Source organism: Haloarcula halobia, from assembly GCF_029338255.1.
GTDB classification, from domain to species: domain Archaea; phylum Halobacteriota; class Halobacteria; order Halobacteriales; family Haloarculaceae; genus Haloarcula; species Haloarcula halobia.
The window spans coordinates 429,417-451,820 of the sequence record NZ_CP119787.1 but is presented as its reverse complement, the minus strand read 5'-3'; the positions used below and the strand labels follow the sequence as shown (position 1 = coordinate 451,820).

At 66.7% G+C, this 22,404-nt stretch carries 23 protein-coding genes; 13 read left to right on the top strand and 10 right to left on the bottom strand.

Annotated elements, in window-relative coordinates; genetic code table 11:
• The first annotated feature begins 68 nt into the window (after positions 1-68).
• The 3 genes from P1K88_RS02410 (at position 69) to P1K88_RS02400 (ending at position 2,647) form a co-directional block, all read left to right on the top strand.
• Positions 69-1,097 (top strand): radical SAM protein, encoded by a 1,029-nt coding sequence (locus P1K88_RS02410; RefSeq protein ID WP_276412258.1) that lies wholly within the window; start codon positions 69-71, stop codon positions 1,095-1,097.
• A 314-nt stretch (positions 1,098-1,411) separates the two neighbouring features.
• On the top strand, positions 1,412-1,705 hold the full coding sequence (locus P1K88_RS02405; protein ID WP_276412256.1) for a DUF7967 family protein: 294 nt from the start codon (positions 1,412-1,414) through the stop codon (positions 1,703-1,705).
• Positions 1,706-1,810: 105 nt separating this feature from the next.
• Positions 1,811-2,647 carry a DUF1109 domain-containing protein gene (locus tag P1K88_RS02400; RefSeq protein ID WP_276412255.1) on the top strand — a complete coding sequence of 279 codons (837 nt, stop codon included), beginning with the start codon at positions 1,811-1,813 and terminating at the stop codon, positions 2,645-2,647.
• Position 2,648: 1 nt separating this feature from the next.
• Here P1K88_RS02400 and P1K88_RS02395 read toward each other — a convergent pair whose 3' ends face one another.
• The 4 genes from P1K88_RS02395 to P1K88_RS02380 form a co-directional block, all read right to left on the bottom strand.
• The gene (locus P1K88_RS02395) at positions 2,649-2,969 is read right to left on the bottom strand and encodes a zinc ribbon domain-containing protein (RefSeq protein ID WP_276412253.1); all 321 of its coding nucleotides are present in this window, start codon (positions 2,967-2,969) and stop codon (positions 2,649-2,651) included.
• A gap of 60 nt (positions 2,970-3,029) precedes the next feature.
• Complete coding sequence (locus P1K88_RS02390; protein ID WP_276412251.1) at positions 3,030-3,404, bottom strand: YccF domain-containing protein; 375 nt, start codon at positions 3,402-3,404, stop codon at positions 3,030-3,032.
• Positions 3,405-3,532: 128 nt separating this feature from the next.
• Positions 3,533-4,612 (bottom strand): aminopeptidase, encoded by a 1,080-nt coding sequence (locus P1K88_RS02385; RefSeq protein WP_276412249.1) that lies wholly within the window; start codon positions 4,610-4,612, stop codon positions 3,533-3,535.
• A 44-nt stretch (positions 4,613-4,656) separates the two neighbouring features.
• Positions 4,657-4,779, bottom strand: coding sequence for a DUF7859 family protein (locus P1K88_RS02380; RefSeq protein ID WP_276275829.1), 123 nt, complete (start codon positions 4,777-4,779; stop codon positions 4,657-4,659).
• 160 nt (positions 4,780-4,939) lie between these two features.
• Here P1K88_RS02380 and P1K88_RS02375 point away from each other — a divergent pair, with 160 nt between their 5' ends.
• On the top strand, positions 4,940-5,608 hold the full coding sequence (locus tag P1K88_RS02375) for an ArsR/SmtB family transcription factor (protein ID WP_276412248.1): 669 nt from the start codon (positions 4,940-4,942) through the stop codon (positions 5,606-5,608).
• Between the two features lie 10 nt (positions 5,609-5,618).
• On the opposite strand, the gene P1K88_RS02370 is transcribed toward P1K88_RS02375, so the two are convergent.
• Positions 5,619-6,128, bottom strand: coding sequence for a metallophosphoesterase (locus P1K88_RS02370; RefSeq protein ID WP_276412247.1), 510 nt, complete (start codon positions 6,126-6,128; stop codon positions 5,619-5,621).
• A 66-nt stretch (positions 6,129-6,194) separates the two neighbouring features.
• On the opposite strand from P1K88_RS02370, the gene P1K88_RS02365 reads away from it, so the two are divergent.
• The gene (locus tag P1K88_RS02365; protein ID WP_276412245.1) at positions 6,195-7,160 is read left to right on the top strand and encodes a cation diffusion facilitator family transporter; all 966 of its coding nucleotides are present in this window, start codon (positions 6,195-6,197) and stop codon (positions 7,158-7,160) included.
• Here P1K88_RS02365 and P1K88_RS02360 read toward each other — a convergent pair.
• Entirely contained in the window at positions 7,139-7,876 is a 738-nt protein-coding gene (locus tag P1K88_RS02360) for a hypothetical protein (protein WP_276412244.1), read from the bottom strand. The two genes, P1K88_RS02365 and P1K88_RS02360, sit on opposite strands and share 22 nt — an antisense overlap.
• Before the next feature lie 95 nt (positions 7,877-7,971).
• On the opposite strand from P1K88_RS02360, the gene P1K88_RS02355 reads away from it, so the two are divergent.
• The 3 genes from P1K88_RS02355 to serB all read left to right on the top strand — a co-directional run bounded on the left by P1K88_RS02355 (position 7,972) and on the right by serB (position 12,867).
• Positions 7,972-9,903, top strand: coding sequence for an acetate--CoA ligase (locus P1K88_RS02355; protein WP_276412242.1), 1,932 nt, complete (start codon positions 7,972-7,974; stop codon positions 9,901-9,903).
• A gap of 59 nt (positions 9,904-9,962) precedes the next feature.
• Entirely contained in the window at positions 9,963-12,140 is a 2,178-nt protein-coding gene (locus tag P1K88_RS02350) for an ATP-dependent DNA helicase (protein WP_276412240.1), read from the top strand.
• A gap of 94 nt (positions 12,141-12,234) precedes the next feature.
• Positions 12,235-12,867: a phosphoserine phosphatase SerB gene (gene serB, locus P1K88_RS02345; RefSeq protein WP_276412238.1), complete on the top strand. Its 633-nt coding sequence runs from the start codon at positions 12,235-12,237 to the stop codon at positions 12,865-12,867.
• A 38-nt stretch (positions 12,868-12,905) separates the two neighbouring features.
• Here serB and P1K88_RS02340 read toward each other — a convergent pair whose 3' ends face one another.
• From P1K88_RS02340 to P1K88_RS02330, 3 genes are all read right to left on the bottom strand, one after another.
• Positions 12,906-13,037, bottom strand: coding sequence for a hypothetical protein (locus P1K88_RS02340; protein ID WP_276412236.1), 132 nt, complete (start codon positions 13,035-13,037; stop codon positions 12,906-12,908).
• A gap of 237 nt (positions 13,038-13,274) precedes the next feature.
• Positions 13,275-14,567, bottom strand: a complete 1,293-nt coding sequence (locus tag P1K88_RS02335) for an O-acetylhomoserine aminocarboxypropyltransferase/cysteine synthase family protein (RefSeq protein WP_276412235.1) — start codon at positions 14,565-14,567, stop codon at positions 13,275-13,277.
• A 235-nt stretch (positions 14,568-14,802) separates the two neighbouring features.
• A complete protein-coding gene (locus P1K88_RS02330; RefSeq protein WP_276412233.1) occupies positions 14,803-16,371 on the bottom strand; it encodes a DNA-directed DNA polymerase II small subunit in 1,569 nt (522 codons plus the stop codon).
• 78 nt (positions 16,372-16,449) lie between these two features.
• On the opposite strand from P1K88_RS02330, the gene P1K88_RS02325 reads away from it, so the two are divergent.
• Positions 16,450-17,163 (top strand): S26 family signal peptidase, encoded by a 714-nt coding sequence (locus P1K88_RS02325; protein ID WP_276412231.1) that lies wholly within the window; start codon positions 16,450-16,452, stop codon positions 17,161-17,163.
• A gap of 101 nt (positions 17,164-17,264) precedes the next feature.
• Complete coding sequence (locus P1K88_RS02320; RefSeq protein WP_276414108.1) at positions 17,265-17,912, top strand: S26 family signal peptidase; 648 nt, start codon at positions 17,265-17,267, stop codon at positions 17,910-17,912.
• Positions 17,913-18,002: 90 nt separating this feature from the next.
• Here the strand turns inward: P1K88_RS02320 and P1K88_RS02315 are convergent, their stop codons facing one another.
• Positions 18,003-19,568: a Cdc6/Cdc18 family protein gene (locus P1K88_RS02315; RefSeq protein ID WP_276412229.1), complete on the bottom strand. Its 1,566-nt coding sequence runs from the start codon at positions 19,566-19,568 to the stop codon at positions 18,003-18,005.
• A 1,141-nt stretch (positions 19,569-20,709) separates the two neighbouring features.
• Here P1K88_RS02315 and P1K88_RS02310 point away from each other — a divergent pair.
• The 3 genes from P1K88_RS02310 to P1K88_RS02300 are packed head-to-tail and all read left to right on the top strand — an operon-like array spanning position 20,710 to position 22,403.
• Positions 20,710-21,351, top strand: coding sequence for an Era-like GTP-binding protein (locus P1K88_RS02310; protein ID WP_276297507.1), 642 nt, complete (start codon positions 20,710-20,712; stop codon positions 21,349-21,351).
• Positions 21,352-21,357: 6 nt separating this feature from the next.
• Positions 21,358-21,741: a DUF2073 domain-containing protein gene (locus P1K88_RS02305; RefSeq protein ID WP_276412225.1), complete on the top strand. Its 384-nt coding sequence runs from the start codon at positions 21,358-21,360 to the stop codon at positions 21,739-21,741.
• On the top strand, positions 21,741-22,403 hold the full coding sequence (locus P1K88_RS02300; RefSeq protein ID WP_276412223.1) for a Zn-ribbon domain-containing protein: 663 nt from the start codon (positions 21,741-21,743) through the stop codon (positions 22,401-22,403). The genes P1K88_RS02305 and P1K88_RS02300 overlap by 1 nt, the downstream gene beginning before the upstream one ends.
• Position 22,404: the final 1 nt, after the last annotated feature.

The window sequence follows — 22,404 nt, the reverse complement described above, 5'->3', positions numbered from 1 at the left end:
CGACCCACACCACACCGAGCGTGATGCGCACGCTTTTTGCCACTCGGGGAACTGGTACGGTGTACACGATGATCTCCGAGGGCTGCGAACAGTGCGCCAAGGGCGGCAAGATGGTGCTGTTCGTCTACGGCTACTGTGACCAGCGGGACTGCTTCTACTGTCCCCTCGGGGAGAACCGCAAGAACGTCACCCAGGTGTACGCCAACGAGCGGCCCGTCGAGGCCGATTCGGACGTCATCGAGGAGGCCAAGCGCATGAGCGCGCTGGGCACCTCGATCACGGGTGGCGAACCGCAGGAGGCCCTCGACCGGACCTGTCGCTACCTGGAACTCCTGAAAGACGAATTCGGCGAGGACCACCACACGCACCTCTATACGGGCATCACCGGCGGCCGGGAGAACATGCGCCGCCTCTCGGAGGCGGGCCTCGACGAGATTCGCTTCCACCCACCACTCGAGTTGTGGGGCGACCTCCACGGCACCGAGTGGGAAGACATCCTCTACATCGCTCGCGAGGAGGGCCTGACCCCGGCCTTCGAGATCCCCGGCATCCGCGCCGAGGCGGAGTTCCTGGAGTTCCTAGACGAGGGCGCGGCGGACTTCTGTAACATCAACGAGTTCGAGATGTCCGACGGGAACTACCGCCGGATGCAGGAGGCGGGCTTCGAACTCAAGGAGGACCACATGAGCGCCGTCGAGGGGAGCCACGACATCTTAGAGACGATGGGCGACCACGAGAAGGTCTACTTCTGTACGAGCGTCTTCAAGGACGCCGCCCAGCACCGCTCGCGGCTCAAGCGGATGGCCCGCAACATCCGCCGGGAGTTCGACGACGTGACCGAGGACGGCACGCTCGTCTACGGAAAAGCCTGGATTGGCGAGGCCCGACTCGAAGAACTCGGCGTCCCCGAGGAGTTCTACGCCGTCAAGTCCGACCACGTCGAACTGGCCTGGTGGCTCTTAGAGGAGATGGTCGAGGAGGGCGACGTGCCGAAAGGGGAGATCGTCGAGCAGTACCCGACCTACGACGGGACCGTCGTCGAGCGGACGCCGCTGTCCGGGCCAGGCGCTGGGTCGCGAGCGACGGCGGACGACTGAGCGTACGGCGACCGCAGGGAGCCGTTTCACCGACCGCGAGTGCAACGAGCGGTCGGCTTTTTGGTCCAGATTTTTCGACGAGTGGTGTGCGAACGGAGTGAGCACACCCGAGGCAGAAAAAGGTGGGATGCGGACCGTCGTCGAGCGGACGCCGCTGTCCGGGCCAGGCGCCGGGTCGCGCGCGACGGCCGACGACTGAGGGGACGGCGACCGGCGACGACGGAGTTGATGGGGACAAAGGGGGCCGAGCCACGGTTCTCACAGGGCGAGAACAGTCACGGCTGTTGAACGCGGCCGTCGTCGTAGCTGTCCGTATGCGCCAGGCAGACACGACCGCCGAAACCGAGCAGGTATGGATGGTCGAGCGGACCTTCTCTGCGGACTCCCCGCACATCCTCGTCATCGTGTACGCGACACGCGACGGGACTCGCTACCTCCAGAAAGAGCGCGCGTTCAACCGCTTTGGCGGCAACGCGCCCGAGGTCACCGCCGCGATCGAGGCGTCACCCGAGGAACTGCGACCGGTCGAGACGGCCGCCCGCCAGGAGCGCTACGCGACGGAGGCCGAGCGGATGCGGACCCGCCACGACCCTGACGACGCCGTGTGATCGAGCGACCGCGCACTGGGACGTCGATGGGCCAGTCACAGCCGGAGCCAGTCGGTTTGGTCGACAATTTGATAGTACAGTGTGGAGTCTGTCCAGCTGGTCCCCATGAACTTCGACATCGACAGCGGCAAACTCCTCTACGCGCTGGGCGTGCTCTTTGCGGCCGCGGCGCTGCTGTACTTCGTCCGCGACGTGGTGTTCGGTCTCTCGATTACGGTGAAGGCCGCCCTGCTGTTGCTCGCGTTCGTCGTCTTCTTCGTCACCGGCGTGGCGGTCCAGCGCGACGTCCTGGACGTGGTCGCGTTCGCCCTGTCGGGCATCGCCTACGTCGTCTTCGTCGGCTACGTCGTCGTCCGGTACGACCCCGGCGAGACCGGAACCTTCCTCCTGCTCGCCGCCTCCGCAGCCGTCTTCCTGGGGCTCGGGTACGGCCTCCGGGTGCGCGAGCTGACGGTGTCGCGCCGGACTGCAACCGCCGTCGTCGCCGCCCTCGTGGTCCTGAGTACGGTCCTGATCGGCGTCGACGCCGTCGGCGGCGGGGTGACCTATGACCTCGAGACGGAGTCGTCGGTCACCGTCGACCCGCCGCCGCGTAGCCCGGACCGGGGGTACGTGCCGGTGGAGGTCACTATCGGGACGGTCACCGCCAGCAACGAGTTCGTCTTCACGCGAGCCCTCGACCGTCCGGACCTGCGTGGCTGTCTCCTCGGGGTCCCCGACCCGCCCACCCGGGAGCTCTGGGTCGGCTACGAATCGACCGCCTTCGAACAGGGCAACACTATCCGCGGACAGACGACGCTCACGTTCGACGTCCGGGCGGACGTGCTGGTCGACGTCAACCGGACCGAGCCGCTGGGCTACGCGGTCGAACGGGGCGAGGACTGCGAGAGCGAGCGAACGTCGCCGACGCTCCTGGTCTGGGTCGAGGACGGTCGGGACTGACTCACCTCGAGAGCTTGCCCAGACACTCCTGACAGTAGGTCATGTCCGTGCGGTTGTGCGCCCCACAGCTCGCACACGAGGTCATCCCGTCGGGAATCCGGTCGCCCGTAGCCGCGGCCGTCATCGCCGCGGCGTCGAGCCGCCAGGACCCCGACTCGGTCTGCTCTCTGTGTTTCGTCCGTCTGTGGGCCCGCTGGATGAGTTCGTCGTCCCGAATCGACTCGAGCCAGTTCCACAGGCCGAGAAACAGTAACGTCGGCGTGACGATGACGAAGACGCCGGCCGCGACCCGGAGTGCCAGTTCCACCTGCCCGAGTGCCATACCGTACCAAGGTGGTCCAGTCGTGAGTATCCTTCGCTCGGTACACCCGTCACCTGTCGGTCAGTACGCGTAGAGCGAAACGATGTACGGCAGCTTGTTGTACATCCAGATGGCCAGCGGGAGGCCCACGACGGTCAGCGAGAGACCGTACGCGACGCCCAGCCAGACGCCGCTGGCCCACCAGCCAACCAGCAGGAACCACACCGCACGGACCGGGAGTGAGTGCTGTGCTCCGCGGCCGCTCTTGACGACGAGCGGGTCACGACGCTTCAGGGTCAACACGAACGGGACCCGGTTTATCATCTTGATACCGAGCGGGATGCCGACGATGGTGACGTTCAACAGCCACGCGACCGACAGCCAGAGGCCGGTCGCCCACCAGCCGACGAAGACGAACCACACCGCGCGGACGAGGAGGGAGGGTTGATCGCTCATGTCGAGGACTATTCCGTCGGTCATCATGAGCCTTCTGTCCGTGGGATGAGGTCAGAATTTCGCTCTCCTCCGCGGGTCGCTACCGCTCCCCGCTCCGTACGAGGCTTCGAACGGAGTGAGAAGCCTCGCTACTCCTCGAACACGAACGTCCCGTCCTCCTGGACGCGTTCGTCGTCGACCTCGATGTAGGAATCCTCGCTCATGTCGACGATCATGTCGACGTGGACGGCCGACTCGTTCTGTTCGTTCTCCTCGCCGACGGTGTCTTCGTAGGCCCGGCCGACCGCCATGTGGACGGTGTCGCCCATCTTCTCGTCGAACAGCATGTTGTAGGTGAACCGGTCGATGTTGCGGTTCATCCCGATGCCGAGCTCGCCCAGGTAACGGGCGCCCTCGTCGGTGTTCAGCACCTCTGTCAGGAGGTCCTCGTTCTTCTCGGCGCTGTGGGCGACGACTTCGCCGTTCTCGAACCGGAGCGAGACCCCGGTTATCTCGCGACCCTGGTGGTACAGCGGCTTGTCGAACAGGACCTCGCCCTCGACGCTCTCGGTGACGGGGGCAGTAAAGACCTCGCCGCCGGGGAGGTTACGCTCGCCGTAGTCGTTCAGGGTGGGGTTGCCGGCGACGGACATCCGGATATCGGTGGTCTCGCCGGAGACGATGTGGACCTCGTCGGCCGGGTCGAGGATGTCGACCATCTGGGACTGGTGTTCCCTGACGGCGTCCCAGTCCTTGTTGACGGCGTCCCAGACGAAGTTCTCGTAACCCTCGGTGGACATCTGGGCCAGCTGGGCGTTGGCCGCCGCGGGGTACTGGGTGAGACACCAGGGCTTCGAGAGCCGTTCGTCCAGCAGGGGGCGCTGGGCCTGCTGGTAGGCGGCGTTGGTCTCGGGGTCGACGTCGCTGGTCTCGGTGACGTTGGCGCTCCCGCGGATGGCGATGTAGGCGTCCATCTCCTCGTAGAGCGCCATCACGTGGTCGGGCGTCTCGAACTCGTCGCGGTTGCGCAGGTACGCGCGAGTGTAGCGTTCGCCAAGGCGATCCTGGACGACCAAGGGGTTCACGCCGCGGTCGGCGGCGAGCTCGTGCAGTGCGACGACCAGGTCCTCCGAGACGGGGTGGGCATCGATGACCAGGTCGTCGCCCTCGCTCAGATCCAGCGAATGGTCGACGACGACTTCTGCGTGTTCACGGATGCGCGGGTCCATACGGAGATACACCGCCGACGGCCCCAAACACCTTTCGTCCGCGGCTACTTTCTACTGCCGTCCAGACCCTCTTTGAACCCGGTGACCGTGCGCCGGAGCATCAGGTACATGAAGAAGAAGAACCCCAGGACGGCGGCGAGGATGGCGTAGGTTATCAGTTCGGCCATACGCCCAATTACCGACGGCGGGGCAAAGGGGTTTCGGCAGTTCCCGAGAGGCGGGCTGAAGCGCCCGGAATCGAAAGGTAAAATCGACCTTTGAGCGATATGTGTAAGAGTCGTCGTAGTTTGGATAACACTCATATGGGCATAGAACATATGAAGAATCATGTCGTTACTGCCCTCTCGGGATCCGGCGATACCGGACGCCGAACCCCGGGTCATCGGGGTCGACAGCGAAGACGCTGACGACGTGTTGTCGGCCCTCTCGGCAGAGACTGCGCGGAAGCTGCTGTCGGAACTCAACCGCGAACCCTCACCGCCGGGCGAGCTGGCCGACCGCGTCGACACCTCGTTGCAGAACGCCCAGTACCACCTGAAGAAACTCAAGAAGGCCGGCGCCGTCGAGATCGTCGACACGGCCTACTCCGAGAAGGGCAGGGAGATGGACGTCTACGCCCCGGCGAACCAGCCCCTGGTCATCTGTGCCGGCGACGAGCAAGAGACCTCCGGGTTGCGAGCGGCGCTGGCGAACTTCCTGGGTGGCCTCGCCATCGTCGGCCTGGCGAGCCTGCTCGTCCAGCAGGTGTTCGGGGCCGGCCTCTTCGCCGGGCCGACGGTCCGCAGCGGGAGCGCGGACACGGCGAGCCGGGACCCGAGCTTCTACCTCGAGAACGGCACCGTCGCCGACGGTGGGACCGAGACCGCACTCGGGGCGGTCGACGCCGCCACACAGGGCAGTACGGCGGTCGCGGGCGGGCTCTCACCGGGGCTCGCCTTCTTCGCCGGCGGGGCGTTCGTCCTCGTCGCGCTGGTCGCCATCTGGTACGTCCGGTAACGCCGGCTTTTCACTCCGTTCGCGTGACCTCCGAGTGCGTCGTCCCGTCGGGGCCACGCAGTTTCGCCCGGAGTAGTCCGTCGTCGACGGTGAGTTCGGCGTGGGCCGGGCGATAGCGCCGTGGGTCGGCGTAGGACCCGGGATTGACCAGCAGACGACCGTCCAGGTCGGAGAGCGTCGGCCGGTGTGAGTGGCCCACGACGACGACGTCGGCGTCCTCCTGTCGGGCGAGCAGGCCCAGGGCCGTCTCGGTGTGTTCGTGGCCGTGGACGACCACGACGGTGCGGTCGCTCCACGCGAACGTCGCGACGTCGGCGAGGCGGGCGCGGACCCCGGCCGCATCGTTGTTCCCGTAGACGGCGGTCAGCGACTCGGCTTCGGCCGCGACGGCGTCGAGGACCGTCTCGGTCGTGAAATCGCCCGCGTGGACGACGTGGTCGGCTGCCCGGACGGCCGCGAGCGTCCGGCCGTCGAGTCGGTGGCTGTCGGTGCCGTGGGTGTCGGAGACGACGGTGAGCACACCCCTGCTACGGGCGGGAGATATAAATCCAGAACCACTTTCAGGCCTGCTCGTGACTCGACGATAATGGCAGGCAGTAAGTCAGTCGTCCTCGCCGCGCTGTTCGCCAACGGGGCCATCGCGATCCTGAAGTTCGCCGGGTTCCTGCTGACCGGGAGCGCCGCCATGCTCTCGGAGACGTACCACAGCATCTCCGACACCGGCAATCAGGTGTTCCTCCTCATCGGAATCCGGTACAGCGGCCGGGAGAGCGACAGGCAACACCCCTTCGGCTACGGGAAGGCACAGTTCTTCTACAGCTTTCTGGTCTCGGTGTTCCTCTTTGGCATCGCCGGCTGGGAGAGCCTGAAACACGGCTGGACCCAGCTGACAGCGGCTGGCCACGGCGGCGGTCACTCCGGGAGCATCGAGTTCCTCTTCATCAGTTACCAGCCCCCCGCGTGGCTCGACCCGCTGTGGGTCAACTACTCCGTGCTCGTCGCCGCCTTCGCCTTCGAGACCTACGCCCTGGTGAAGGCCCGCGCCGAGATGCAACGCCAGATGAAGCGCAACGACTGGAGCGGCTACCGCGAGGCCTTCCGCAAGACCAGCGACGTGACGACGCTGACGGCACTGACCGAGGACACCGTCGCGCTGGCCGGCATCACCATCGCACTCGTCGGCCTCTTCCTCGAGCAACAGACCGGGATGGCCTTCTTCGACAACCTCTCGGCCCTGCTCATCGGGATCCTGCTGATGGGCTTTGCGCTCGCGCTGGCATGGGAGAACAAGCGCCTCCTGCTGGGCGAGAGTCTCCCGGCCGACGAGGAGCGACGCCTGCGTGAGGTCGTCCTCGACCACGGGAGCGTCGTCGAGATAATCGACTTCCGGACGGTGTACTTCGGCCCCAACCGGGTCGTCGTCTCGGCGGACGTCACCTTCGACCCGGACCTCGATACCGAGGACCTGGACGACCACATCACGGCCATCGAAGCCGCGTTGAAGGAGCGAAACGGCGACGTCAGGACAGTCTACATCGAACCTGAGGTGTAGGGGTCGGCGTCGTCGAGCCACCACGGGACCGGGACCCGGTCGAGCCCGGTCGTGACCGTCATCTCGACGGTGAGAGTACTCCCGTCGGGGCGGCGCGCCCGGTGGTCGACGTAGCGGACGACGCCGGCCCGGTCGACGTACATCCGCGAGGAGAGGACCACGTTCCGCGAGGGCGACAGCGCGTCGGCCGACCGGTTGGTCCCGACGACAGCGAGCGTCCGCCCGTCGCGCTGGACCGTGCCGAGGCGTCGGTACTCTCCCCCGGTCAGCACCTGGCCGAGGAAGGCGCTGCCCGAGAGGGTGCGGACGTACGGAATACTTCCCTCGCTGGGCCGGGTCACGTAGTCCGTCTCCGGGTCGTCTCGGACGTTGGTGTACTCCCTGTTCCCGACGAGGACGGCGTCGTCGACCAGCGGCCCGAACGTCTGGCGGACCCGGATCACGCCCCCATCTCGGTCGACCCACACGTCCCGAGTGTTCTGTGGCCCCTGGAGGACGACGCTCCGGTGGTAACTCCGCTCCGAGAGCGCGGCGTCGTGCCGTGCGAGCAGTCGGTCGAGGTCGACCGACCCGTTTTGCACCGGGACCGGGACCTCCGTGTCGGCCCCCGGGGCCGGGGCCGGCGTCACCGTCTCGGTGGCGGCGTCGCTCCCGACGACAAGTCCGGAACAGCCGGCGAGGAGCACCGCCGCGACGACCGGGAGAGCCCGCCACATGGGCCCGGAGACGGTCGGGACGGGCAAGTACCTGACGGGGTGTGGTACCACGTATCCCACACAATCATTTATGATATTACGTCGAACCACCGTGCATGACAGGGGAGAGCCACGATATCCGCGCACCAGAACTGCGAGCCCTCCAGCGACGAGGGCGGGACGATCCGGCGGGCCTGTGGGCCGAGGTGGCGTCGGACCTCCACTGGTCCGAGCCGTGGGACAGCGTCCTCGAGACCGACGGCCCCGGTGAGTTCGAGTGGTTCACCGGCGGGAAGACGAACGTGAGTTACAACGCCGTCGACCGGCACGTCGAGAACGGCGACGGGAACCGGGCGGCGCTGGTCTTCGAGACCGGCGAGCGCGAGGGCAACGAGGTCTACACCTACACCGAACTGCTCCACGAGGTCGAGCGCACGGCGGGCATGTTGCGCTCGTTCGGCGTCGAGCACGGCGACACCGTGACCGTCTACATGCCGATGTGCCCGGAGGCCGTCTTCGCCATGCTGGCCTGTGCCCGCATCGGAGCCGTCCACTCGGTGGTCTTCGGCGGGTTCGGGGCCGCGGCCCTGGCCGACCGCATCGAACTGGCCGACGCCTCGCTGCTCCTGACGGCGGACGTCGGCTACCGGAACGGCGACGAGGTCGACCTGAAGGCCATCGTCGACCGCTCGCTCGACGAGTACGACGCCGCTGGCGACCGCATCGAGGACGTGGTGGTCCTCCAGCGGGGCGACGACACGGCGCTGCACGAGCGCGACACTGCCTGGAGCGAGGCCGTCGAGCGCGGACAGGACGAGGACACGAGCCACGTCGAGACGGCGGCGACCGACCCCGCCTTCATCCTCCCGACCTCGGGGACGACGGGCAAGCCCAAGGGGACCGTCCACCAGCACGGCGGCTACCAGGTCCACGTCTACGCGATGTCCCAGTGGATGTTCGACCTCGATCCCCCGGACACGTGGTTCGCCACCTCCGACATCGGCTGGATCGTCGGCCACTCCTACATCGTCTACGCGCCGCTGCTCGTGGGCTGTACCACCGTCGTCTACGAGGGGGTCCCGACGTACCCCGACGCCGGCGTCTGGTGGGACGTCGTCGAACGCCACGGCGTCACCGAGATCTTCACCGCGCCGACCGCCATCCGTGCGCTGTCCGGCTTCGACGACGCGTACCACGAGCGGGCCGAGCTCGCCTCGCTGGAGGCGGTCTTCTCGGCGGGCGAACCGCTCAACCCGCCCGCCTGGGAGTGGCTCCAGGAGGAGGTCCTCGACGACGAGGTGCCCGTCATCGACCACATGTGGCAGACCGAGACCGCGGGCCCGATCATCGGAAACCCCTACGGCATCGACCTCGTGCCAATCCGGCCCGGCGCTGCGGGGGTCGCGCTCCCCGGCATCCAGGTGTCGGTGACGGACTTCGACGGCGACCCGGTCGACCCCGGTACCGAGGGGGCGCTGGTCGTCGAACAGCCGTTCCCCGGGCTCACGCCGACGCTCTGGGAAGGGCACGACCGCTACCTCAAGGAGTACTGGCGGGCCATCGACGGGAAGTACTGGGTCGGGGACGCCGTCTCGATGGACGCGGACGGCTACTTCTGGTTCAGCGGCCGGGCCGACGAGGTCATCACCATCGCCGGCCACCGCGTCGGCCCGACCGACTTAGAGGACGCCCTGGTGAGCCACGACGCCGTCGTCGAGGCCGCCGTCGTCGGCAAGCCCGACCCCGAGAAGACCGAGGTGGCGGCCGCCTTCGTCGTCACCCGCGAGACAGTGGCGCCAGACGACGACCTCCGCGAGGAACTCGTCGGGAACGTCCGCGAGCAGGTCGGCGCGTTCGCCGTCGTCGGCGAGTTGAAGTTCGTCGACCAGCTGCCGAAGACCCGCTCGGGCAAGATCATGCGCCGGACCATCCGGGACATCATGCTCGACGCGGACCTGGGCGACCTCTCGACCATCGAGGACCCCGACGCCGTCGACACCGTCGAGGAAGCGACCGACGACATCGAGGTGGAGGCACCCGACGAGTAGGGCGACCAGTTCCGTTCCCCGGCGAACCCTTTTATCTCGAGAGGAGCCACTAGCAGTCAGTGGCGACCACGGACGACGGCTACCTCCGGTTTTTCCCGTACGAGGAGCCCTACGACCACCAGCGCGAGGCGATGGGCACCATCTACGAGGCGCTGGGCGACGGGCGGGACGTCCTCTTCGAGGGAGCCTGTGGCACCGGCAAGACGCTGGCGTCGCTGGTTCCAGCGCTGGAACACGCCCGCGAGACGGACAAGACCGTCGTCATCACGACCAACGTCCACCAGCAGATGCGCCAGTTCGTCGCGGACGCCCGCGCCATCACGGACCAGGAGCGCCTGCGCGCGGTGGTCTTCCGCGGCAAGGGGTCGATGTGCCACATCGACGTCGACTACCAGGAGTGCCAGGCCCTGCGGGACACGACCCGCGACCTGGTCGACGTCGAGGGGGACATCGCCGACCTCGAACGGCGCGAGGGGGAACTCTTAGACGAGGGACAGTCGGGCAACGCCCAGGCCATGGAGGCCCGCAGCGCCGTCGTCGACGAACTTCGGAACCTGCAGGACGAGCGCGACGAGATTCGCGAGGAGCGCTCCGTCTGTGATTACTACTACCAGAACCTCACCGTCGACACCGAGGCGTTCTACGCCTGGCTCTACGACGACGTGCGCACGCCAGACGACGTCTACGGGTACGCCCACGACCAGGGCTTGTGCGGCTACGAGTTGCTGAAAGAGGGGATGGACGGCGTCGATCTGGTCGTCTGTAACTACCACCACCTGCTGGACCCGACCATCCGCGAGCAGTTCTTCCGGTGGCTCGGCCGCGACCCCGAGGACGTGGTCGCCGTCTTCGACGAGGCCCACAACGTCGAGTCCGCCGCGCGGGACCACGCCCGGCGCACGCTGACCGAGACCACGCTCGACCAGGCGCTCGACGAACTCGAGGGGGTCGAGGACGCCCGCGTCGAGGCGGCACGGAACGTCATCGAGACGTTCCGGGAGGCGCTGGTCGAGACCTACGAGGACAGTTTCGGGCTCGGCGACAGGGAATCGGTCGAGGAGCACTGGGAGGACGTCACCGTCGCCAACCCGGACCGCAGGGACGACCTGACGCTTTCCTTCCTCCAGGGGTACTCCGGCCCGGGCTTCCACGCGGAGCTCGACGACGCCGTCGACCTGGGCCGCGAACTCGACGAACGGTACCTCGAACAGTTCAAGGACGGCGAACTGGACACCCGCAAGGAGTGTCAGACCCTGCAGGCGGCGGGGTTCCTCGCCGACTGGCTGGCCGAGTCCGACGAGGCGGGCCAGTATCCCGTCGTGAGCGTCCGACGCGACGAGTCGACCGACGAGGTGTACGGCCGGGCGGAACTCTACACGTGCATCCCCGAGCAGGTCACCCGGTCGCTGTTCGACGACCTGCACGCAGCGGTCCTGATGAGCGCCACCCTGCGTCCCTTCGAGGTCACCGAGAACGTCGTCGGCCTCTCGGACCCGGTGACGATGGCCTACGGCGCGCAGTTCCCCGCGGAGCGCCGGCGGACCTACGCCGTCGACGGGCCAGCGCTGTTCGCGAGCAAGCGCGACGACCCCGAGACCCAGCGGACCATCGCCCGCACGCTCGAAGACGTCGTCCGCTTCACGCCGGGCAACACGCTCGCCTTCTTCCCCTCCTACAGCGAGGCCGAGCGGTATCATGACATGGTCGCCGTCAGCGGGACCCGCTACCTGGACGAACCCGGGAAGCAGGCCCGCGACCTCCGGGAGGCGTTCGTCGACGACGACGGCGGCGTCCTCTTTACCTCGCTGTGGGGGACGCTGGCCGAGGGGGTCAGTTACGACGGCGACGACGCCCGGACCGTCGTTGTGGTCGGCGTCCCGTACCCGCACCTCGACGACCGGATGGACGCCGTCCAGGACGCCTACGAGACGGCCTTCGGCGACGGCGAGGACGAGGCTGGGTGGCGCTACGCCGTCGAGATTCCCACGGTCCGGAAGACCCGTCAGGCGCTCGGACGGGTGGTCCGTTCGCCCGAGGACTTCGGAGCCCGCATCCTGCTGGACAAGCGCTACACCGAGGCCGCCGAGATGGAGATGCACGACTACGCCGTCCGGGGGGCCTTCCCGCCCGAAGAGCGCAGTGAGATGGTCGACATCGACCCCCAGAAACTGAAGTTCGCGATGCTGAACTTCTACCAGGACGTGGACGCGTACGACGGGGCACCGCCGAAGCCGTAGCTGGGCCACTGAGGCCGGAGCGGACGGAGCGAACGCGCCGAGACACCGGTCGAAACCGGATACTTTGAAACCCCGGCCACGGTACCATCCGGTAATGCTAGTCGCGTTCGACTTCGACGGGACGCTCTCGGACTCGGAGATGACGGTCCTGCTGGGCCAGCAAAACGGCACCGCCAAGGACATGGCCGATATCACCGAACGGGCGATGAACGACGAGATCGAGTACGCGGAGAGCCTGCGCCAGCGCTGTGCGCTGCTCTCCGATCTGCCCGACGAGCAGGCACAGGCGGCGTTCGACGCCGTTGAACTGCGTCCCGGCGCGGCCGACGTCATCCGGGCGCTGCGCGAGGCGGGCGTCTTCGTCGCCATCCTCACCGGCGGGTTCGAGCGCGGCGTCGAGGCGGCCCTCGCAGCGGAGGGCGTCGACGTCGACGCCATCGTCGCCAACCGCCTGGCCGTCGCGGACGGGAAGCTCACGGGCGAGGTCGAGGGGCCGCTCATCGAGGGGACGAAAGACGATGCGCTCGCGGTCGCGACGGCCGTCGTCGGCGAGGACCGCGAGGACACGATCGCCGTCGGTGACGGTGCGAACGACCTGCCGATGCTCGAGGTCGCCGGCCTCGCCGTCGGGTTCGACCCGAAACCGGCCGTCGAACCGGCCTGTGACGTAACCGTCGAGACGATGGCGGAACTGCTGGACCTGCTGGAAGCCGAAGGGGTCCTGTAACCGGTCGACGACGGCAGACTGCTTCTCGACGTCGGGACCTACTCGACGTGGCCACAGCCACACGCGGGACAGTTCGAGAGCTCGCGCTCGAACGAATGGTTACAGAACCGACAGACGTAGGTCGACCGGGAGTGGCCGACGACGGTCTTGAGGGCACTGAGTACGGGCATGGGTTTCGAATGTCGGTGTTTTTGGCTCGGTTCATCCAGTATGAGCAACTATATCCACTTATTTCTTCTGTTCGTTTCAGTATTACCGTTCGAATACACCATAGTTAGTTAAATGTCGCTCAGTAGTGGACGATACTGCTAGATGAACGTCGGGTCGAGCGACGGACAGCGGGTGCTGAGGTGGGTCGGGAAAAGAGAGTCGATCGGCAGCGAGAGAGGGTTAGACGCCGTGTCGGGTCAGTTCGTCGCCTGGTCGATGGCCTGATCGAGGTCCGCCTTGATGTCCTCGACGGCCTCGGTCCCCACCGAGAGGCGCACCAGGTCGTCGGTGACGCCGGCAGCGGCCTTCTCCTCGTCGGTGAGCTGCTGGTGGGTCGTCGACGCCGGGTGGATGATGAGCGTCTTCGCGTCGCCGACGTTCGCCAGCAGCGAGGCGATCTCGGTCGACTCGACCGTCGTCCGGGCGGCCTCGTAGCCCGCCTCGAGCCCGAAGGTTATCATGCCGCCGTAGCCGCCGTCGAGGTACGTCGAGGCCGCGTCGTGGGTCTCGTGGTCCTCGAGGCCGGGGTAGGTGACCCACGACACCTCGGGGTGGTCCTGGAGGTGTTCAGCGACGGCCATCGCGTTCGCGCAGTGGCGGTCCATCCGCGAGGGCAGCGTCTCCAGACCCTGCATCGTCTGCCAGGCGTCGAAGGGCGACTGCTGACAGCCCAGGTCGCGCAGGCCGCGGGCGATGGCGGCGTAGGTGAACGCGGCGTCGCCGAACCGTTCCTGGAAGTTCACGCCGTGATAGGCCGGGTTGTCGCCGCCGATCTCGGGGTACTTCTCGGCGTACTCGTCCCAGGGGAACGACCCGCCGTCGACCAGCACGCCGCCGACGGTGGTGCCGTGGCCGTGGATCCACTTGGTCGTGGAGTTCCAGACGAGGTCCGCGCCGTGTTCGATGGGATTGCACAGGTACGGCGTCGCGAAGGTGTTGTCGACGAAGAAGGGGACGCCGTGGTCGTGGGCGATGGCTGCCAGTCGCTCGAAGTCCGGCGTCACCAGCGCCGGGTTGCCGATGGTCTCACAGTGGACGTAGGCCGTGTCTTCGTCGATGGCCGCTTCGTAGGCCTCGTAGTCCAGCGTGTCGACGAACCGGGTCTCGACGCCGTTGCGCGGCGCGGTGTGGGTGTAGTAGGTGTAGGTGCCGCCGTAGAGCGACGAGGCCGTGACGACGTTGTCGCCGACGTCGGCAAGCAGGAAGGTCGCGAGGTTCAGCGACGCCATCCCCGACGCCGTCGCGACGGCCCCCACCCCGCCTTCGAGTGCAGCGAGCCGTTCCTGCAGCATCGCGACGGTGGGATTCATCAGGCGCGAGTAGATGTGCCCCGGCTTCTCCAGGGCGAACTGTGCGGCGGCGTCGTCGGCGTCCTCGAAGACGTACGAGGTGGTCTGGTGGATCGGCGGGGCCCGCGAGCGGGCGTCGGTGCCCGGCTCTTCCTGCCCGACGTGCAGCGCGTCTGTCTCGAATCCGTGGTCGTCGCTCATGATGTGATACGCATCTTCACCTCCCGGAGAATAAAGATTCCCCACACCGGAGAACCCCGCCAGTGCCCCGAGACAACGGCAAATACGGACGGTAGTTTGGGTCCCGGGACAAGTCGAGCATACGCGACCGGAGGGAGTCGTTTCACCGTGACGAGCGAAGCGGGTCACGGCCTTTTTCGCCCACGTTTTTCGAGGAGTGGTCGCCTGCGCCGACCCGACGACGAAAAAGGTGGGGTTACGTGAACTTCCGGACCGTCATATCCAGCGTGTCCAGATCCAGAATCGGGGCGTATCCGGCGTCGGGATCGATGTTGACGGACTTCTGGAAGTCGGTCTGGGCCTGCCAACACCCCGAGTTGAGTGCGAGCACGTTGTGGTACTCGCCCCAGCCCAGTTTGTGGACGTGGCCGGTGTGGAAGACGTCGGGGACGTCCTCGATGACCAGATAGTCCTGTTTCTCGGGGGCCAGGCGGGTGTGGCCGCCGTACTGCGGGGCGACGTGGCGTTTCTTCAGGAGGTGGTACATCGCCCTGTACGGTTCCTCGTAACTGGCCTCCTCGTCGGGGAGTTCGGCGATGACCTCGTCGAGTGAGACGCCGTGGTACATGAGCACCGAGACGCCCTCGACGGTGACGACGGAGGGGTTCGAGTGGACCGTCGCGTCGTGGGCGGTCATGATGTCCCGGAGTTCCTCGTCGAAGCCCGGCTGGGGTTCGGCCAGGCGCACGGCGTCGTGGTTCCCCGGGATCATCCGGATCTCCATGTCGCCGGGCACCTCCTTGAGGTACTCCGAGAACCGCTCGTACTGCTCGTAGATGTCGATGATGTCCAGCTCCTCGTCCTGGTCGGGATAGATACCGACGCCCTCGACCATGTCGCCGGCGATGAGGAGGTACTCGACGCGCTCGGCCTCGGGGGTGTGGAGCCAGTCGGTGAAACGGTGCCAGGCATCGGCCATGAACTCCTGGCTGCCGACGTGGATGTCCGAGATCAGCGCGGCCTGGACCGGCCGGTCGGCCGTCGACGGTTTGTGGGTCCGGGGGACGTCGGGGAAGTACAGCGAGTCGACGAAGAGGATGCCGCCGTCGTCGGCCAAGGTCCCCTCGACGGCGACGACCTCGTCGAACAGCAGGTGCTGGACCAGGTCGGCGATGGGCCGGTCTTTCATCACGAGACAGGGGAAGGTCCCGGTGGTGTCCTCGAGTTCGACCAGCCAGTGACCGCTGGCGGTCGAGCGGATGTCCGAGACCATCCCGATAAGCGCCGCCTCGCTGCCCCCGCCCATCGCCTCGATGGCATCTGTCGGCCGGTGGTTGACCCGCCCGCGGAGCTTGCTCGCGAGCTTCTCGTAGCGGTCCCGGAAGACGGCGACGAAATCGGCGTACTCGCCGGTCCCCGTCGAGTCGCCGGTCATGTCGTTGGCGACCTCGACGGCACGAAGCGAGAGGTCGACGTCCCGAGACCCCCCTGTTTCGTGTGGAACGGCCCCACCGTCGTCGGGCGGGTTCGGCGCCGCCGTTCCAGTCGAAACAGGGGGGTATCGTTCGGTTTCGGAGTCGGCCCCAGTTCCGCCGGGTTCCGACTGGCCACGGTGGGATTCGCGGCGTTCTGCGTGGCTCTCGAGGACGGCGTCGACGTGATCGGTCGTCAGTTTCAGCGCGTCCGCGGGCATCGTTTCCAGTGCACGGTCGAGCGCGGCCGCGGGGTCCGGCGCGTCCGCGAGGCGCGTCACCGCTTCCCGCTCGGCGTTGTAGCCGCGGCTGGCGAGTTCCCTGACGATTCGTGCCGGCGTCTCCAGGGGCACACTCCCTACTCAGTGTGGGCGGGCAAAAGGATAGCGGACCCAACATTGATAGCCCGCTCCCGACTATCCGGACCAGTGATGGACGGCGACGGCGGACCTGCCGGGCGAGACGACCGGTCGGGGGGAGCGGCCGGCCACCTCGCCACCGAGCTCGCGAGCGCCGTCGTCGCCGTCTGCCTGGTCGGCCTGTTCCTCTTTGCGGTCAGCGGCGTCTGGCCCCCGCTGGTGGCCATCGAGAGCGCCAGCATGACCCCGAACATCGAGACGGGCGACATGGTGTTCGTCATGGACGAGGAGCGCTTCCCCGGGCCGGACGCACGCCACGGCGTCGTGACGGCGGCGGCCGGCGAACAGGACGGGTACGTCGCGTTCGGTCGCCCGGGCGACGTCATCGTGTTCATGCCCGACGGCGACGCGTCGGCGACGCCCATCATCCACCGTGCGATGCTGTGGGTCGACCGGGGCGAGAACTGGTACGACCGCGCCGACCCCGACGCCGTCGGGACGGCGACCGACTGCGCGGAGCTGCGGAACTGTCCGGCCCCCCACGCCGGGTTCGTCACGAAGGGGGACTTCAACGCCGAGTACGATCAGGCCGGCACCACGAGCACCGTTGTCCGCCCGTCGTGGGTCATCGGGACCGGCGAGGTCCGCCTCCCCGACCTGGGCTGGGTCCGCCTGCGCTCGCAGGCAGTGGCCGGGGCCGGGACGCAAACGAGCGACCCCGAGACCGTACCGACGCCGATCAGACCCGCCAACGGCACAACGGCGGTCCGGACAGCGGAAAGTTGATACCGCGCCTCTGACAAACCGCGATAGGAATGTCCGGGGACGAGCGCCGCTCGGCCGTCGGTGAGGAGGCGTCGACGGACGAGGCCGACCGCCGCGGCGCGATGGTGTACGTGACAGACGTCATCAGCAGCGCCAGCGCCGTCCTCCTGGTTGGGCTGTTACTGTTCTCGGTCAGCGGCGTCTGGCCCCCGCTGGTGGCCATCGAGAGCCCGAGCATGGAACCCCACATCGACACGGGCGACCTGGTGTTCGTCATGGACGAAGAGCGCTTCCCCGGGCCGGACGCACGCCACGGCGTGACGACGGCGGCCGACACCAGCACCTACGTCCGGTTCCAGGGGACCGGCGACGTCATCGTCTACGCCCCCGACGGGAACCGGCGGGCGACGCCCATCATCCACCGCGCGATGCTGTGGGTCGACCGGGGCGAGAACTGGTACGACCGCGCCGACCCCAGCGACATCGGGGACGCAAAGAGCTGTGCGGAACTATCGAACTGTCCGGCCCCCCACGCCGGGTTCATCACGAAAGGTGACAACAACGCCCGCTACGACCAGGTCGGGTCGGCCGTCATCAGCGCCCCGGTGAAACCCGAGTGGGTCGTGGGCACCGCGGAACTGCGGGTGCCGGTGCTTGGCCAGATCCGCCTCCGCTGGAATCAGGCGGCCGCCCGCCCGCCGAACGCCGGGTCAATGAATGCGACGACGGCCGGCCCCGGCGCGGCGACGGGGTTCGAAGCGGGAGCCTGATACTGCCGGCTGTAACGTGTAGAAAATACTCGGCACCCCGGGGTGCCGAGAATTGGTACGAACGTACAGCCGGCAGTATGAGAAACGGCGTCAGTTGTCGAAGCGTGCCTGGACGAACGGCTGGACGTCCTCGATGTCGCCCAGCCGGGAGTCAGAGAGCAACACGGCCTCCGTCTCGTCTGTCGGGACCGACAGCGAGATCTCCTTGGTCCGGCCGTAGCGCCCCTTCGAGACGACGACGGCGTTGACGATGCCGAGCATGTCCAGTTCAGAGATGAGGTCCGTGACGCGGCGCTGAGTCAGCACGTCGGCGTCGATCTCCTCACAGAGGTTCTTGTAGATGTTGAACACCTCGCCGGTGTTGATGTTGCGCACGCCGTTTTTCTCCAGGAGGATGATGGCAAAGAGGACGATCTTCGACTGGGTGGGGAGCGTGCGGACGACCTCCACCACGCGGTCGAGTTCGATCTTCTCCTGGGCCTGTCGGACGTGATCCTCCTCGACGTGGTCGGTCTGGTCGCGCTCGGCGAGTTCCCCCGCCGTCCGCAGGAGGTCCAGCGCCCGGCGGGCGTCGCCGTGTTCCTGGGCCGCGAAGGCCGCACACAGGGGAATGACGTCGTCCGAGAGTGCGTCGCCCTTGAACGCGACGTCGGCCCGGGCCTGGAGGATGTCGCGCAGCTGGTTGGCGTCGTAGGGCGGGAAGACGATCTCCTCCTCGCCGAGGCTGGACTTGACGCGGGGGTCCAAGAAGTCGGTGAACTTCAGGTCGTTCGAGATGCCCATGATGGAGACCCGCGAGTTCTCCAGCTCGGAGTTCATTCGCGAGAGGTTGTAGAGCGTGTCGTCGCCGGACTTCTCGACGAGCTTGTCGATCTCGTCGAGCATGATGACGACAACGCGCTCGTGGTAGTCGACGGCGTCGAAAAAGGAAGAGTAGACGCGGTCGGTGGGCCACCCGGTCATTGGCACCTCCTCGAACTCGTCGCGGTCCGCTTCGAGGGCGTCGATCTCCGCCTCGAGTGCGTCGAGTGACGCAAACGAGGTCTCGGCCAGCACCGAGGAGTCGTCTCGCACGCGCGAGCGCAGGTCGGAGAGGTCCGCGAGCCGGTCCTCGATGACCCCGAGGTTCTTGTTGATGAACTTGTTCGCTAGCTGGGCGAGCACCCGGTACTGGGTGTCGGTCACCTCGCAGTTGATGTACTCGACCTCGCAGGGGACCTCGTACTTCTGGGAGGTGGTCTCGAGTTCCTCGCTGACGAACTTCGCACTGGCGGTCTTGCCGGTCCCGGTCTTCCCGTAGATGAGGATGTTCGACGGGGTGTCGCCCCGCAGGGCCGTCACGAGGATGGTCGCCATGTTGTTGATCTGCTCCTCGCGGTGGGGCAGTTTGTGCGGGGTGTACGACGGCCTGAGCACCTCCTTGTTCTCGAAGATTGGTTCACCCTCGAGGAGGTCGTCGAACAGGCCGCGGGAGGCCTCGTCCGAGGCGTCCTCGTCGCCAGTGTCGAGATTGTCGAGCACGATGTCGTCGAGGTCCGGCGTGCCAGACCGGTCGGCGCCAGAACGGTCGAGGAGGTTCGACGAGTCGTCGAGCGGGCCACTCTCGCCGGACGTCGGGCCGTCGTCGGTGTCGTGGTCGTTGGATTCGTCGGTCATGCTCTGTACTCAAACCCCTTCGTTTCGGGTGGAAACCGTCGGACGCACCGAGTGAGACGTCTCGATACGACCGGATTCGCCGTGGATATCGACTTCGCCACTCGTCGGTCCGTCCAGATGAACCACGTGAACCCGTGGGTGATTCGATATTAAATATTTCGGTCCGGCGGGTCTCGAGTGTCACCGGTATCAAGATCCAGACATCCCACGACGGGGTGTAGCGACGGCTCAGCGTCGGGATTCGTCACTGTACCTGCTGGACTCCTCGGTCGGCGGGAAGCGGGGAGGACGCTCGAGAGGAAGCAGGCGTGGGGAACGGGACCCATCGCGGGGGCATCTCGGGCGTCGTCGACGGGAAGGCGAGGGGAGTCCGGCGTCGGGCGGCCGTCGAACACCGACTCCGACCCACCCGAGGGGCGACCTCGTGGGCGCCCGAGATGAGCGGGCCGTGACAGGACCGGGGGGGTGCCGTGGAGGGACGATTCCGGGTGGACCCCCCACCCCTTCATTTCGGGTGGAACGGTGAATCGGGACGGGGTGGGGGGGAGCGGTTACGGTGATTGCGCTCTAGACTAGGAAAGATTTATATCGTATACTATAAAACCAAACCCGCACTGGAAAGTAAAAACATATAGAGGGATATAGATGGGCTAGAACTAGGGTCTAGAGGTTTCTCCGTGGCGGCCTCCACCGTTTCCACTGCGCACTGCCCCGTCCCGTCCGTTCGATCCGGTCCGTTTCCGGTCGAATCGCCGGTCCCGACCACGGGGGTGGTTCCCGTTCCAGTCGAAACGAAGGGGTGGGGGGCGTTCCCCCCCACGCCGTTTCGGGTCTATCTCCCTCGTGGTCCGGTGGGCAGCCGCACCCGTCCGGGCTGTTCCGTCGTCTCCCTGCTTTCACACCAGTCTCTCGTCGCCTCCCCGTCGGACGGTCCATCACGGGCCCGCCGTCGTCGAGGCCCGTCACCAGGCTCGTTCGCTGCTCGTCGGCGATGTACCGTCCGGGTTCGGCTCACTCGATCCCGGTCCGTGACCATCCTGTCACGTAATTTTAATTTGTCTGACGTAGGCTTAAGTGAATTCGGCCGGCTTCTACGTGCAGACGCCGCCATACCGGCTATGCCGCGCGGCGGGAGGATAGGATGGGAATACTCACAAACCTCAAAGATAGCATTTCACGGGCAGCATCGACGCTGTTCTCCGAGGAAGACCCCAAGCGAATCGGCATCTACGGGCCGCCGAACGCGGGGAAGACGACGCTCGCGAACCGAATCGCTCGCGACTGGACCGGTGACGCGGTCGGTCCCGAGAGTCACGTCCCCCACGAGACGCGTCGCGCACGTCGCAAGGAGAACGTCGAGATCGAGCGAGACGGGAAGAAAGTCACCATCGACATCGTCGACACGCCCGGCGTGACGACGAAGGTCGACTACACCGAGTTCCTCGAACACGACATGGAGAAAGAGGACGCCGTCCGTCGCTCCCGCGAGGCCACCGAGGGCGTCGCCGAGGCGATGCACTGGCTCCGCGAAGACGTCGACGGCGTCATCTACGTCCTGGACTCGGCGACCGACCCGTTCACCCAGGTCAACACGATGCTCATCGGCATCATCGAGAGCCAGGACCTCCCGGTGCTCATCCTGGCGAACAAGATCGACCTGGAGGACTCGTCGGTCCAGCGCATCGCCAACGCCTACCCACAGCACGAGACCATCCCGCTGTCGGCGCTCGAGGGCGACAACATGGACGAGGTCTACGACAAGATCGCGGAGTACTTCGGGTGAGATAGTATGGCAGAAGTCAAAGACCCAAGCGACGGCGTCCAGATCGACCTCATCAGCGGCGAACGCATGGACGGGCTCACGTCCATGGAGAAGATCCGGACCATCTTGGACGGCGTCCGCGACGGCAACATCGTCATCTTAGAGGAGGGACTCTCCCCGGACGAGGAGTCCCGGCTCATCGAGGTGACGATGACCGAGATCAGCCCCGACGAGTTCAACGGCATCGAGATCGAGACCTACCCGAAATCCGAGACGAAAGACGCGAGCATCTTAGACCGCATCATGGGCAAGGAGTCGGCAAAGAAACTCACGGTCATCGGCCCCGCCAACCAGATCGAGACGCTCCACAAGGACGAAACCCTCATCAGCGCGCTCGTCTCCAGGAAATAATGCCACACCAGTGTACGAACTGCGCGCGCGTGTTCGAGGACGGCTCGAAGGAGATGCTCTCGGGCTGTCCGGACTGTGGCGGGAACAAGTTCCAGTTCCAGCCCAGCGGCGCCGACGACCCATCGCCGCCGGACACCGACGCAGAACCTCCCGAACCGCCGGGTCCGGACAGCTCGGTCGCCCGCACGGTCGGGAAGACGGCCGCGACCGTCCGGGACTTCGTCGGCGGGTCCGATCCGGAGGGCGCGGCCGGACCCGCCCCGGCAGATTCGGGCGTGGGCGCCGACGCCGCGATGCCCGACGACGGCGCCGCGGCGGCCGCCGAACCCGGCGAGGACGCCGCGCAGGCGAGTGCGCGCGGCGACGTCGTCTCGCCGGACGAACTCCCCTCGGATACGTCCGCCGAGTCCGACGAGGAACACCGGTTTCGCCCCGTCGGCGCGGACCCGGACCCGCCCGAGGACCCCGACGAGGACCCGGACCGACCGGACCTCCAGGAACTCCGCAAGGAGCTCAACGACCAGTTCGAGTCCATCAAGGTGCTCGAACCCGGGCAGTACGAGCTCAACCTCATGGAGCTGTACGACCGCGAGGAGTACATCGTCGCCCTCCAGGAGGACGGCCGCTACTCCATCCAGGTCCCCGAGACGTACCGGGAGTGAC